A 12868-nucleotide genomic window follows, 5' to 3' on the forward strand; every position below is an offset into this window, starting at 1 on the left:
TGCCGCTCGACGTTTAACTCGGCAAAGTTAGCCGGACAAGGACGTGCGGCACTCTGAGGCGCCATGTAGAGCCCAAGGAATCGGTACCGTCACATCGCTCTACTAATATGTGCTGCCCGCTTCCGGGCAGTACCCTGCCGGATCAGATCATGTTGCCGCGTTCATGCCTGGCTCTGCTGCTGTTTTGCCTGTCGCTTCAGGCGTGGGCGTTCGCGCCCGTGGTTCTCGATTCGCTCGACACGCGCCAGCCGCTGGGTAACGGGACCCTCTACCTGGAAGACCCGAACGGCGAGCTGCACGTCGAGGAGGTCTTGGCCCTGCCCGACGACCGCTTCCGCGAGGTCAAGGGCGGGCACGTCAATGAAGGCAAGAACACATCGACCTGGTGGCTGCAGGCGACGCTGGACAATCGCCTGGATCAGCCGCTGAGCGGTTTCATCGAGATCAACTACCCTCTGCTGGACCATATCGAGCTGTATCTGCAGCACCCCGACGGCAGCCTCAGCCAACAGCTCACCGGTGATCGCTACCCCTTCGTCGACCGACCGGTGAAGGTGCGCAACTTCTGGTTTCCGGTGGAATTGCCGCCCGGCGACACCCGGCTGCTGCTGCGCATCAAGACCACCAGCACCCTCTACGTCCCGCTGTACTTTGGCACCTACAACTCCAGTGCTGCACAGCATGAAGAGCTGAGCGGCCTGAGCGGCGCGTTCTACGGCGTGCTGTTCGCGATGTTCTGCTACAACCTGTTCCTGTTCGCTTCGCTGCGCGAGCCGGCCTATTTCTGGTACCTGATCTACACGGTCAATGTCGGGCTGTTCGCCCTGTCGTTCGACGGTTTTCTGGTCAAGTGGCTGGCCGATGACGGTGGGCTGGTCGCACAGGGCATCTACGTGCTGATGTTCAGCCACTGCCTGATTGCCATCCAGTTCAGCCGGCACTTCCTGCATACCCGCGAGTTGTTCCCCGGGCTCGACCTGGTACTGCGCTGCACCTTGCTGGTGGCGCTCGGCAGCATGCTTTCCGGGTTGCTGCTGGACGTGCAGACCTGGAGCATTCTGGCCAGCATCACCGTGATCGTCACCTCGACCGGCCTGCTGCTCACCGGCGCTTTCGTCTGGCGCCGCGGCGTGCGTTACGGGGTGTACTACACCCTGGCCTGGGGCGTGCTCCTCGCTTCCTTCATCCTGGTAACCGCTGGTTCCCTGGGCTTCGAGCTGCTCGGCCTGTACGGCTCGGCGGTGGTCAAGGCCAGCGTCGCCTTCGAACTGATCACCCTGTCCATCGGCCTCGCCGACCGCATCAACCTGCTCAAGGAAGAAGGCTACCGTTCGCGCGAGGCCGCCGAGCGGGCCGCCAGCGAGAACGAGGCGAAGAGCCGCTTCCTGGCCAAGATGAGCCACGAAATTCGCACCCCGCTGAACGGCGTGCTCGGCATGCTCGAACTGCTGCGCGAGACGCCGCTGGACCGCAGCCAGCAGTTCTACTTGGACACCATCTCCAGCTCCGGCAACTCGCTGATGGCGGTGATCAACGACATCCTCGACTACGCCCGCATCGGCTCGGGCAAGCTGAGCCTCGAGGACATCGACTTCGATCTGGAAATACTGATTTCCGAAACCATCCGGCTGTTCACCGCACAGGCACTGGAAAAGCAGCTGAGCCTGCACGTCGGCCTCGAGCCTGGCGTGCCGCGGCGCATTCGCGGCGACCCGACACGCCTCAAACAGATCCTCATGAACCTGCTGAGCAATGCGCTGAAATTCACCGAGCACGGTCACGTGGTGCTGGAGGTTTCCTGCCGCCGGACGCAAGACGGTGAGCCTCGCCTGGTGTTCTGCGTCAGCGACAGCGGCATCGGCATGCGCCAGGAAGTGCTCGCACAGCTGTTCGAATCCTTTGCCCAGGGCGACTCCAGCACGACGCGCCGCTACGGTGGCAGCGGCCTCGGGCTGGCGATCAGCAAGGAGCTGGTGGAAATGATGAACGGCCATATCGAGGTACAGAGTACGCCGGGCCGCGGCAGTCGTTTCTGTTTCGAGATACCGCTGCATGCCGCCACGGATGGAGAAGATTCGCTGGCGCAGCTGCTCGCCGGCCGCCCCGCCCTGCTCGCGTCTCAGGATGCACAGGGCCTGGAAGCGCTGAGCCACCTGCTGCGCCGCTGGGGCATGCGCACCGAGCGATGCCAGACGCCGGAACGGCTGCCCGACTATCTCTGCGATTTCACCGCACCGCCGCTGCTGGTGCTGCTGGCGCCCTGGCCCGGCAGCCCCACCGAGTGGCTGGCGCGCTTGCGCCCGCATCTGGAGCCCAATCAGCGCGTGCTGATGCTCTATTCACCGATCCATGAGCCGCCGCCACCCTCGCCTGGGATACGTCTCATCAGCCTGGCGTTGCCGCTGCAGAGCACGCCGCTACGCGAAGCGCTGCAGACGCTGTATGCGCAAGAGCCTCCGCTGACCGGTGAGCCTGCCTCTGCAGCCGTCGCACCTCGGCACGACGAACCGTGCATCCTCGTCGCCGAGGACAACCCGGTGAACCAGATGGTGGTGCGCGGGCTGCTCAAGAAGCGGGGCTATGCTGTGCAGCTGGCCGACAATGGTCGCCAGGCGGTCGATCTCTACCGCCGTGATCCCGCAGCGGTGCAGCTGATCCTGATGGACTGCGAGATGCCGGAGCTCGACGGCTTCGAGGCCAGTCGGCAGATACGCAAGTTCGAGGCGGACCGCCAGTTACCCGCGGTGCCGATCATCGCGGTAACTGCCCATGTACTGGCCGAACATCGCCAGCGAGGCCTCGAGGCCGGAATGGACGAGTTCATTGGCAAACCGCTGGAAAGCCAACAGCTGTATGCTTGCCTGGACAACTACCTACAGGACGTCGCGTTCTAGGCCGCATCCCTCGTGGCCAGCCCGATGCCGACGAAGACGACCCATGCTCATACCCCACGACCAGCTCGAATCGGACACCCTGACCCGCCTGATCGAGGACTTCGTCACCCGTGACGGCACCGACAACGGCGACGAAACCCCGCTGGACACCCGGGTCGCGCGGGTCCGCCGCGCGCTGGACAGGGGCGAAGCCGTGATCGTCTTCGACGCTGACAGTCAGCAATGCCAGCTCGCACTGAAGCGCGACGTGCCGAAGGAATGGCTGGACTGACGCCTCAGCGCATCAGCCGAGCAACCCGCTTTCCCGCTCCCAGGCGCACCGCATGCGCATATCGCTGTGCTGCGGGCTGTGACTGCCCGTTTCGGTTTCCCAGCGAAAGGTGTGGGTGCCGTTGAGTTCGGTCTCCAGGTGCACCACGGCGCTGGTCCAGTAAAGCTGCTTGAGCAGCGCCTCGAAACGCTGCACCCACAACGCCCACTCGTACTCCACAGCGCGATAGCTGGCGCCGAAATGGATCACCTGGGTCTGGTACAAGCCCAGGTCCTCGTCACGGCAGAAGGAAAACATCTCGCGGCCGATGAACGGCCAGGCCTCACCCTGCGGCAACGCCTGCACGGCGGCGAGATTGTGCGCCCGGCGCTGGCGGCACTGCTCGAGGTCGGCGGACGGCCAATCGCGGATACAGCCATAAACGATGGATTCAGACTCCAAGCAGAACTCCGGCGCGCTAGGTTGGGACAGGGACGGCGAGCTTTCTAGCACAGCATGGCGAGCCGGTCATCCGCGGCACGGCAAGCGGTGACGCAAGCCACAGCAGGACCACTCAGCGCTCGACATGGCGTGGCCGCAGGCGCATCGCGAGCAGCGACATGCACGCCGCCATGCCGGTCAGCACCAGGAACGGCATGCGGTAGTCCCCGGCCAGATCGCGGCCGAGTCCGGCCAGCACCGGGGTCAGGCAGGCCAGGCAGTAGCCGGTGCAAAGCATCATCGCGGTGAGCCGACTGACGGCCAGCGGCGTACCGGCTTCGTACATCGGCGAGATCAGCGCCAGGGAAAAGGTGCCATTGAGCGCAACACCCAGCAGCATGCAGACCAGCAACGGCTGCCAGCCGGGTCGCAGCGCGATCAGAGCCAGGCACAGCGTCGCCAGCACACCGCAGGTCGCCATGATGCGATGACGGTTGCCCAGGCGCTGCGCCAGCCAGGGCATGGCGAAGGCGCTCGGCAGGCCGATCAGCATGAAGCCACTGAAGAACGCATTGCTCTGCAGCAGGCTGTAGCCCACCTCGTGATAACGCGCCACCAGCCAGGTGGCCAGCGCGTAGAACAGCCCGGCCTGCAGCGCGAAGTAGATGCTCAGCAGCCAGGCCCGCGGCTCCTTCCAGGGCAGGCCGGCAGCGCTTTCACTGGCAGCTTCCGGCTGATTGGGCAGACGCAGCCAGATCAGCAGCGCCATTACCGCTGGCAACGCCCAGACCGCCAGACCGGCATTCCACTGCTGGCCCAACGCTTCGGTGGCCGGCGCCGTCAGCACGACGCCGAGGGTCCCGCCCACCGCCATGCTCAGCGAGTACCAGGCGGCGACCTTGCCCATGCGTTCGAGAAAGTAACGTTTGATGAAACCGGACAACAACGGCCCGGCAACGGCGATGCCGGCGCCGACCAGGCCGGCGGTGCCGATCAGCAGAACGGCGTTGTGGCCGAACAGCCGCAACAGCAATGCCACGCCGATCAGCCCGAGGCACAGCGCGATGCTGCGCTCCAGCCCGAAACGCACGGCCAGCCGCGGCGCCAGGGGGGCGAGCAAGCCCATCAGCAGAACCGGCAAGGCCGTGGTGAGACTGATCAGACCGCGAGAAAGCGAAAGCTCTTCGGCGATGCGCTCGATCAGCGGAGCGAAGGAGGTAATACCTGGGCGCAGGTTGATGGCGGCCAGCACCAGCGCCAGCATCAGCAGCCCGCGGGATGGAAAATTCACAAGCGATCCATAGGGTTACGGCGAAAAAAGCCGGACAGGCAACCCTACTCCCCGCCCCTCCCCGAGGCAACCGCAGCGGCCGCCGAAGCGGCCGGGCAGTCTCAGAGCGCCTTGCTCTTGGCGCGTTTCTTTTCGGCCAGCAGCGCCATCTCGTCGTAGATCGCCTGAGGGTTCTGCTGCTTGACCTTCCAGGCCATACGGCCCTCGTCGTGCGGCAGGATCATGAACTCGCCCTTGGCGACCTGCTGGTGGATGTAGTCAGCGATGTCCGCCGCAGTAATCGGCGAGGACTCCAGCAGCTTGCCGATCTGCGCCTTCACGTTCGGCGTCGGGCCGCGGAAGGAATCCAGCAGGTTGGTCTGGAAGAACGACGGGCAGACCACATGCACGCCGACCTCGGCCTGGCGCAGCTCGGCCAGCAGGCTTTCCGACAGCGCCACCACGCCGGCCTTCGCCACGTTGTAGTTGCTCATGCCCGGTGCCTGCATCAGCGCCGCCATCGATGCGATGTTGATGATCTTGCCCTTGCTCTTCTGTACTAACGGCAGGAACGCCTTGCAGCCCTTGACCACGCCCATCAGGTTGATCGCGATCTGCCAGTCCCAGTCCTCCAGCGACAGCTCGTCGAAGAAGCCGCCGGAAGCCACACCGGCGTTGTTGACCACGATATCGATGCCGCCAAGCTTCTCCTCGCAGGCCTGGGCGAAGGCGATCAGCTGGCTGTAGTCACGCACGTCGCAGCGCATGGTGAAGCCGTCACCGCCCGCTTCGCGGACCATTTTCAGGGTTTCCGCCAGGCCGCCTTCGTTGACATCGGAAAGCGCCAGCTGCCAGCCCTCACGCGCCCAGCGCAGGGCAATCTCGCGACCGAGCCCGGAGCCGGCACCGGTAATCATCATGCGGTTGTGCATCGTTGTGCTGCCTTTAGTTGTTCGGGTAGTGGCAGCGAGTCTAGCGAATGCCGGGGCACGGACCGGCATCCATCAGACTGCTGAATGCCCTTGGCAAACCCGCGGCTCATGGGGCTGACCGCGCGGTTCCGGGCAGGCAATATGGCGGCAGCATGGGCTCGCTATAGCTGCACGAGCGACCTGCGCCACGAATAAAAAAGGGCAGCCCGAGGGCTGCCCTTGTTTCTGCCAGCATTGCGTCAGTGCGCGACGGCACCGGTGGCACCCAGGCCGGTCTGCGAACGAACGAACTGGGCGAAGAAGCGCTCGCGCTCCTCACCGGCACGCTTGGACTTGTCGGTGACCGAGAAGAACCAGATGCCGATGAACGCGGCGGCCATCGAGAACAGCGCCGGGTATTTGTAGGGGAAGATTGCCTCGGCATAACCGAACACGTCGACCCATACGGTCGGGCTGATGATGGTCAACAGCAACGCAGTGAACAGCCCCAGCGAGCCACCGAACAGCGCGCCGCGGGTGCTCAGGCCCTTCCAGTACATGGAAAGGAACAGCACCGGGAAGTTGCAGCTGGCGGCGATGGAGAATGCCAGGCCGACCATGAAGGCGATGTTCTGCTTCTCGAAGATGATGCCGAGCAGAATCGCCACCACGCCCAGAGTCAGGGTAGTCAGCTTGGTCACGCGCATCTCGTCCTCTTCCCGCGCCTTGCCCTGCTTGATCACGCAGGCATAGAGGTCATGTGAAACCGCCGAGGCACCTGCCAGGGTCAGACCCGCCACGACGGCGAGAATGGTGGCGAAGGCGACCGCGGAGATGAAGCCGAGGAACAGGTTGCCGCCCACCGCGCTGGCCAGGTGGATGGCGACCATGTTGGTGCCGCCGACGATGGCGCCGGTCACGTCCTTGAAGTCCGGGTTGGTGCTGACCAGCAGGATCGCGCCGAAGCCGATGATGAAGGTCAGGATGTAGAAGTAGCCGATGAAGCCGGTGGCGTAGAACACGCTCTTGCGCGCTTCCTTGGCGTCGGAGACGGTAAAGAAGCGCATCAGGATGTGCGGCAGGCCAGCGGTGCCGAACATCAGCGCCAGTCCGAGCGAGATCGCCGACACCGGATCGGAAACCAGGCCGCCCGGGCTCATGATCTGCGCGCCCTTTTCATGGATCTTCACTGCTTCGGCGAACAGGCTGCCGAAGTCGAAGCCAACGCTCTTCATCACCATGATGGCCATGAAAGAGGCGCCGGACAGCAGCAGGACCGCCTTGATGATCTGCACCCAGGTGGTGGCGAGCATGCCGCCGAACAGCACGTACATGACCATCAGCACACCGACCAGCACCACGGCTACGTAGTAGTCCAGGCCGAACAGCAGCTGGATCAGCTTGCCGGCGCCGACCATCTGCGCGATCAGGTAGAAGGCCACCACGATCAGCGAACCAAACGCCGAGAGCAGACGGATCTGAGTCTGGCCCAGGCGATAGGACGCCACGTCGGAGAAGGTGAACTTGCCCAGGTTGCGCAGGCGCTCGGCCATCAGGAAGAGGATGATCGGCCAGCCGACGAGGAAGCCGATGGAGTAGATCAGGCCGTCGTAGCCACTGGTGTAGACCAGCGCGGAAATGCCCAGGAAGGATGCCGCCGACATGAAGTCACCGGCAATCGCCAGACCGTTCTGGAAGCCGGTGATGCTACCACCCGCGGTGTAGTAGTCAGCCGTGGAGGTGTTGCGCTTGGCCGCCCACTTGGTGATGCCCATGGTGAAGACGATGAACACCACGAACATGATGATGGCGGTGTAGTTGGTGGCCTGTTTCTGGACTTCGCCGGTGATGGCATCGGCGAGAAGCACAGGCGAGACTGCCAACAGCAGGGCAGACATCAGAAAACGCAGGATCATTATTGCTGTGCCTCGTTGAGGATTTCCTGGTTGATGCGATCGAACTCACCATTGGCACGCTGCACATAGACACCGGTCAGGATGAACGCCATGAAGATCACCCCGACGCCAACCGGGATACCCCAGGTGGTCACGGTATTGGCGGACAGCGGAATGCCGAGGATCCTTGGCTCGAAGGCGATCAGCAGGATGAACGCCAGGTAGGCGCTGAGCATGACGGCCGATAGCAGCCAGGCAAAACGGCCACGCTTGGCAACCAGCTCCTGGAAACGCGGATTGGCATAGATCTGCCGGTAAACATTTTCATTGTGCATTGGAATCTGTCTCCACGGTCGCTACCCCCCGGTGGGAGCAGGGGCGGCTACTTTAGGCTTGGGTCGGATGAACACCACCCGACTTTGGTCTGAATGCGGCTTGCGAAAGGCCCGACATAGAGCCCTCGAACCGCGCGAATAGGCGCCTGGCAACAATTCCAAACACAAATAGTGTGGCGCTATGTCGCACATGCAAAACGGTGATTTCAGTCATTGGATGAATTTCACCCAGACTTTCTACATCACGAGAACGATTCTCGACTGCACAAGGAGACAGGCCATGCTCAAGACCGTGACGTTCACCCTGATGCACTTCTGCATCGCCTTTTCGGTGACCTACGCACTGACCGGCAGCATCGCCATCGGCGGACTGGTCGCTGCCATCGAGCCGCTGTGCAATTCGGTAGGTTTCTACTTCCACGAGAAGGTCTGGCAGCGATTCGAACGCAACAAGCGTCGCGCCGCCATTCCCAAGCATGCCTGGCTGCATCATCAGGCGTGATGACCGCGGCAGACGAGCCACTTAGCCCGGCGGTTCGCCAGCGACCGTCGGTCGTCGACATTTTCCATTCCCGCACAAGGGATCGAATTCCCCGCGCTGCTGCCATAGTGATGTTGGCTTGCTCTGCGCTGCCAATGCAGTTCTGATGGGACAGGCGGCACGATGCATCGGTTGCCGCCTCGCTACAGGCCGCGATGGCCTGGCTACGGAGATACACCATGCAGCTGTTGTTGTGCCTGACCACCCTGCTCGCTCTGATCGTTACGCCGCTGCATGCGGCCGATCTCAGCGTCGAAGAGTACGGCTACCCCCTGGGCAACCCTTTCGAGGCGACCATCGCCGGCACGCCGAGCGCATTGCGCGCAGAGGTTCCCAGTGACGACGCCATCGACCAGGCTGATTACAGCCTGCGTCTGCGGCCGGAGCGCGAATTCACCCTGCCGGACAACTTCTGGCCGGTCAAACAGCTGCGTTATCGCCTGGCGCGCCAGGGCGGGCCGGCGCCGCTGATCTTCATCATCTCCGGTACCGGTGCGCATTACACGGCAGGCAAGACCGAGGCCCTCAAGCGGCTGTTCTATGGCGCCGGCTACCACGTGGTGCAGCTGTCTTCACCGACCAGTTACGACTTCATGTCCGCGGCCTCGCGCTACGCCACACCGGGCATCAGTACCGACGATGCCAAGGACCTCTACCGGGTCATGCAGGCCATTCGCGCCAGGCACCACAAGCTGCCGGTCACCGAATTCCACCTCACCGGCTACAGCCTCGGCGCACTGAACGCGGCGTTCGTCAGCCAACTGGACGAAACCCGCCGCAGCTTCAACTTCAAGCGCGTACTGCTGCTCAACCCGCCGGTGAACCTCTACACCTCGGTCGGCAACCTGGACAAATTGGTGCAGACCCGCGTCGAAGGCATCGACGACCACACCACCTTCTATGAGGTGGTGCTGGAAAAGCTCACCCGCTACTACCGGCAGCGCGGCTACATCGACCTCGACGAGGCGATGCTCTACGACTTCCAGCAGTCGGCGCTGAAGCTCAGCGACGAGCAGATGGCCATGCTGATCGGCTCGGTGTTCCGTTTTTCCGCGGCCGACATCAATTTCACCTCGGACCTGATCAACCGTCGCGGGCTGATCGTGCCGCAGGACTATCCGATCAACGAGGGCACGCGTCTGGAGCCATTCTTCAAGCGCGCCCTGCTCTGCGATTTCGACTGCTACATCACCGAGCAGCTGATTCCCATGTGGCGGGCGCAGTACGACGGCGGCAGCCTGCCGCAGCTGATCCAGCAGGTCAGCCTTTACGCCCTTGAGGATTATCTGCGCCAGAGCCCGAAGATCGCGGTCATGCACAATGCAGACGACCTGATCCTCGGTGCCGGTGATATCGGCTTCCTGCGCCGCACCTTCGGCGACCGTCTGACGCTGTACCCGCGCGGCGGCCACTGCGGCAATCTCACCTACCGCGTCAACGCCCAACACATGCTGGAGTTCTTCCGTGGCTAAAGGAATGCTGTTGCCGCTGCTGCTGCTCAGTGGTCTGGCCTTCGCCGACACACCGGCGGTCGACGAGGATGGTTTCACCCATCCGTTACGCAACCTGGAGTTCAATCCGGGGCTGGACCAACGTGAGTTCGAGCGCGCTACCTTTCAGGCGCTGGACGTCTACGACCCGTTCGAATCGGTCAACCGGCGCATCTACCACTTCAACTACCGGCTCGATCAATGGGTGATGCTGCCGGTGGTGCGAGGCTATCGCTATGTCACGCCGCAACCGGTGCGCACCGGCGTGAGCAACTTCTTCGCCAACCTCGGGGAGATTCCGACGCTGTTCAACAGCGTCGCGCAGCTCAAGGGACAGCGTGCGGCGAATGCCACCGCCCGCTTTCTGTTCAACAGCATTCTGGGCGTCGGCGGACTCTGGGACCCGGCCACGCGCATGGGTCTGGTGCGCCAGAGCGAGGACTTCGGCCAGACACTCGGGTATTGGGGCGTTCCCCAGGGGCCCTACCTGATCATTCCGGCTCTCGGCCCCTCCAACCTGCGCGATGCCACCGGTCGCGTCACCGATTTCGCCGTCGAGCGACAGGTCGATTTCCTCCAGTACGCCGAGACCACCGGTGGCGAGTTGAGCCTGACCGCGTTGCGCGCCATCAACGCCCGCCACGTCACCAGCTTCCGTTACGGCCAGCTCAACTCGCCGTTCGAGTACGAGAAGGTGCGCTATGTGTATAGCCGTGCGCGGGATCTGATGGTGGAGGAATGATCCAACTAATTGATTGGTTATAGCGATAATGCGCAACCGTTAATCGAAGCCGTACGTTTACGCTGGAGAGATTCCAGACCGAGAGGCATTCGATATGTCCCAGCGTGAAATCCTTTCCATCACCACCGGCCGCCCGACTTCCGATGGCGCCGGCGTCAGTCTTACGCGCGTATTTGGCGGCGCCGCGCCGGAGCGCTTCGATCCGTTCCTGATGCTCGACGAGTTCGGCTCCAACGATCCCGACGAGTACATCGCCGGCTTTCCGCCACATCCGCACCGCGGCTTCGAAACCATCACCTATATGCTCGAGGGGCGCATGCGTCACGAGGATCACATGGGCAATGTCGGGCGGCTAGAAAGTGGTGGCGTGCAGTGGATGACCGCAGCGCGCGGTGTAATCCACAGCGAAATGCCGGAGCAGGAGCAAGGCCTCATGCGCGGCTTCCAGCTGTGGCTGAACCTGCCCGCCCACGCCAAGCTCGGCGAGCCGGGCTACCGTGACTTCGCACCGGCGGAAATTCCACAGCTGACGCTGCCAGGTGGCGTACAGGCGAAAGTCATCGCCGGCACGCTGAAGGTCGACGGCATCGAGCAGCCGGGCGTCGTGCAGCGTCCGGATACCGAGCCGCAGCTTTTTGATCTGCATCTGCCGGCCGGTAGCGGCATCAGCCCGCAGGTGCCGGAAGGCCATCGGCTGTTGCTTTATGTCTACGAGGGTGCGCTGCGCGTTGGCGAACAAACGTTGGCCAAGGGTCAGCTGGCGCGCCTGTCCGAGCATGGCGAGCTGCGGTTGCACAGCGGGTCGGACACGCGAGTGCTGCTATTGGCCGGACGCCCCTTGGGCGAACCCATCGTGCAGTACGGCCCTTTCGTGATGAACAGCCGCGAGGAGATCGAGCAGGCGCTGCGAGATTTCCGCGATGGAAGTTTGGCGTGACCGATATGGTGGGCCAAGGCCCGCCCCGCCGAGTCCCGCCATTGAAGCACTGCCGGTGAGGCGAAACGCCAACTACGCTGCCTTGCGCTTCTTTTTCTTGTACAGCCCCGGCTCGCCGTCCGGCCGGGTCTTGAAGCGCCGGTGCGCCCAGAGATACTGCTCAGGCAGGGCGCTGACGGCCTCCTCGACCCACTGATTGATGCGCAGACAATCGGCCTCCTCGCTCTCGCCAGGGAAATCCTCCAGCGGTGGATGGATCACCAGCCGATAACCCGAACCATCCGCCAGGCGCTCCTGCGTGAACGGTACGACCTTGGCCCTGCCTAGCCGAGCGAACTTGGTGGTGGCGGTCACCGTGGCGGCCTGGATACCGAACAGCGGTACGAACAGACTCTGCTTGCGGCCATAGTCCTGATCGGGCGCGTACCAGATGGCGCGGCCGGCACGCAGCACCTTGAGCATGGCCCGCACGTCTTCCCGTTCGATGGCGCTGGCGTCGCGGTTGTGCCGCTCGCGTCCGCGGCGCTGTACATAGTCGAACAGCGGATTCTTGTGCTCGCGGTACATGCCATCGATAGTATGGCGCTGACCGAGCAACGCGGCGCCTATCTCCAGCGTGGTGAAATGCAGCGCCATCAGGATCACCCCCTGCCCGGCCGCCTGGGCCTGCTGCAGATGCTCCAGTCCCTCGATCGTTGCCAGCCGTTGCAGGCGCGCCTGCGGCCACCACCAGCTCATCGCCATCTCGAAGAAAGCAATGCCGGTGGACGCGAAGTTCTCGCGCAACAGGCGTTCACGCTGCGCCTGGCTGAGCCAGGGAAAGCACAGCTCCAGATTACGTCGCGCGATATAGCGCCGGGAGCCGGCGAAGCGAAACATCAGCGCACCGAGGCCACGGCCCAATTGCAGCAGGAGCGGATACGGCAGTTGCACCAGCAACCAGAGCAGCCCCAGCCCCAGCCACAGTGGCCAGAAGCGCGGATGCAGGAAGTACGCACGAAACTGAGGACGGTCCATGAAAAGCTCGACAACCGATGAAGCGACGCATTCTAGCGGCAAACGCCGAGCTTGACCGAGCCTCGGCGCACCGGCGATCGCCCGGGACGCACTCGGCGGGTTGCAGGCAGCGACACACCTCGTTATAAGTCCTCGCCATTTACCG

The 12868-nt window shown here is 63.4% G+C and carries 12 protein-coding genes; 6 read left to right on the top strand and 6 right to left on the bottom strand.

What is annotated here, in order from left to right; genetic code table 11:
• Nucleotides 1-149 precede the first annotated feature (149 nt).
• A complete protein-coding gene (locus HZR81_RS12865; RefSeq protein WP_500128310.1) occupies nt 150-2894 on the top strand; it encodes a hybrid sensor histidine kinase/response regulator in 2745 nt (914 codons plus the stop codon).
• A gap of 43 nt (nt 2895-2937) precedes the next feature.
• On the top strand, nt 2938-3165 hold the full coding sequence (locus HZR81_RS12870; protein WP_063541387.1) for a YheU family protein: 228 nt from the start codon (nt 2938-2940) through the stop codon (nt 3163-3165).
• A gap of 12 nt (nt 3166-3177) precedes the next feature.
• Here the strand turns inward: HZR81_RS12870 and HZR81_RS12875 are convergent, their stop codons facing one another.
• The 5 genes from HZR81_RS12875 to HZR81_RS12895 form a co-directional block, all read right to left on the bottom strand.
• Complete coding sequence (locus HZR81_RS12875; protein WP_011912607.1) at nt 3178-3606, bottom strand: hypothetical protein; 429 nt, start codon at nt 3604-3606, stop codon at nt 3178-3180.
• Between the two features lie 112 nt (nt 3607-3718).
• Entirely contained in the window at nt 3719-4849 is a 1131-nt protein-coding gene (locus tag HZR81_RS12880; RefSeq protein ID WP_500128335.1) for an MFS transporter, read from the bottom strand.
• Nucleotides 4850-4977: 128 nt separating this feature from the next.
• A complete protein-coding gene (locus HZR81_RS12885) occupies nt 4978-5787 on the bottom strand; it encodes an SDR family oxidoreductase (protein ID WP_042926125.1) in 810 nt (269 codons plus the stop codon).
• A 239-nt stretch (nt 5788-6026) separates the two neighbouring features.
• Nucleotides 6027-7682 carry a cation acetate symporter gene (locus tag HZR81_RS12890; RefSeq protein ID WP_371104796.1) on the bottom strand — a complete coding sequence of 552 codons (1656 nt, stop codon included), beginning with the start codon at nt 7680-7682 and terminating at the stop codon, nt 6027-6029.
• On the bottom strand, nt 7682-7996 hold the full coding sequence (locus HZR81_RS12895) for a DUF485 domain-containing protein (RefSeq protein WP_125862343.1): 315 nt from the start codon (nt 7994-7996) through the stop codon (nt 7682-7684). The genes HZR81_RS12890 and HZR81_RS12895 overlap by 1 nt, the downstream gene beginning before the upstream one ends.
• Before the next feature lie 280 nt (nt 7997-8276).
• Between HZR81_RS12895 and HZR81_RS12900 the strand changes: the two genes are divergently transcribed.
• From HZR81_RS12900 to HZR81_RS12915, 4 genes are all read left to right on the top strand, one after another.
• Nucleotides 8277-8498, top strand: a complete 222-nt coding sequence (locus HZR81_RS12900; protein WP_045631971.1) for a DUF2061 domain-containing protein — start codon at nt 8277-8279, stop codon at nt 8496-8498.
• Between the two features lie 218 nt (nt 8499-8716).
• Entirely contained in the window at nt 8717-10009 is a 1293-nt protein-coding gene (locus HZR81_RS12905) for an alpha/beta fold hydrolase (RefSeq protein ID WP_200599882.1), read from the top strand.
• Between the two features lie 4 nt (nt 10010-10013).
• Nucleotides 10014-10769 (top strand): MlaA family lipoprotein, encoded by a 756-nt coding sequence (locus tag HZR81_RS12910; protein ID WP_013982255.1) that lies wholly within the window; start codon nt 10014-10016, stop codon nt 10767-10769.
• A 94-nt stretch (nt 10770-10863) separates the two neighbouring features.
• Entirely contained in the window at nt 10864-11706 is an 843-nt protein-coding gene (locus HZR81_RS12915) for a pirin family protein (protein WP_444816617.1), read from the top strand.
• 72 nt (nt 11707-11778) lie between these two features.
• Here HZR81_RS12915 and HZR81_RS12920 read toward each other — a convergent pair whose 3' ends face one another.
• Nucleotides 11779-12723 carry a lipid A biosynthesis lauroyl acyltransferase gene (locus HZR81_RS12920; RefSeq protein WP_500128311.1) on the bottom strand — a complete coding sequence of 315 codons (945 nt, stop codon included), beginning with the start codon at nt 12721-12723 and terminating at the stop codon, nt 11779-11781.
• Nucleotides 12724-12868 lie beyond the last annotated feature (145 nt).

The sequence above is a fragment of the Pseudomonas sp. LM13 genome (assembly GCF_041381355.1).
Classification (GTDB): domain Bacteria; phylum Pseudomonadota; class Gammaproteobacteria; order Pseudomonadales; family Pseudomonadaceae; genus Stutzerimonas; species Stutzerimonas frequens.

Excerpts from the sequence above, each read along its gene's own strand:
- HZR81_RS12915 (WP_444816617.1), top strand. The coding sequence starts at position 10,864 with ATGTCCCAGCGTGAAATCCTTTCCATCACCACCGGCCGCCCGACTTCC.
- HZR81_RS12870 (WP_063541387.1), top strand. The coding sequence starts at position 2,938 with ATGCTCATACCCCACGACCAGCTCGAATCGGACACCCTGACCCGCCTG.
- HZR81_RS12910 (WP_013982255.1), top strand. The coding sequence starts at position 10,014 with ATGCTGTTGCCGCTGCTGCTGCTCAGTGGTCTGGCCTTCGCCGACACA.
- HZR81_RS12895 (WP_125862343.1), bottom strand. The coding sequence starts at position 7,996 with ATGCACAATGAAAATGTTTACCGGCAGATCTATGCCAATCCGCGTTTC.
- HZR81_RS12880 (WP_500128335.1), bottom strand. The coding sequence starts at position 4,849 with ATGCTGGCGCTGGTGCTGGCCGCCATCAACCTGCGCCCAGGTATTACC.
- HZR81_RS12900 (WP_045631971.1), top strand. The coding sequence starts at position 8,277 with ATGCTCAAGACCGTGACGTTCACCCTGATGCACTTCTGCATCGCCTTT.
- HZR81_RS12905 (WP_200599882.1), top strand. The coding sequence starts at position 8,717 with ATGCAGCTGTTGTTGTGCCTGACCACCCTGCTCGCTCTGATCGTTACG.
- HZR81_RS12885 (WP_042926125.1), bottom strand. The coding sequence starts at position 5,787 with ATGCACAACCGCATGATGATTACCGGTGCCGGCTCCGGGCTCGGTCGC.
- HZR81_RS12865 (WP_500128310.1), top strand. The coding sequence starts at position 150 with ATGTTGCCGCGTTCATGCCTGGCTCTGCTGCTGTTTTGCCTGTCGCTT.
- HZR81_RS12920 (WP_500128311.1), bottom strand. The coding sequence starts at position 12,723 with ATGGACCGTCCTCAGTTTCGTGCGTACTTCCTGCATCCGCGCTTCTGG.
- HZR81_RS12890 (WP_371104796.1), bottom strand. The coding sequence starts at position 7,682 with ATGATCCTGCGTTTTCTGATGTCTGCCCTGCTGTTGGCAGTCTCGCCT.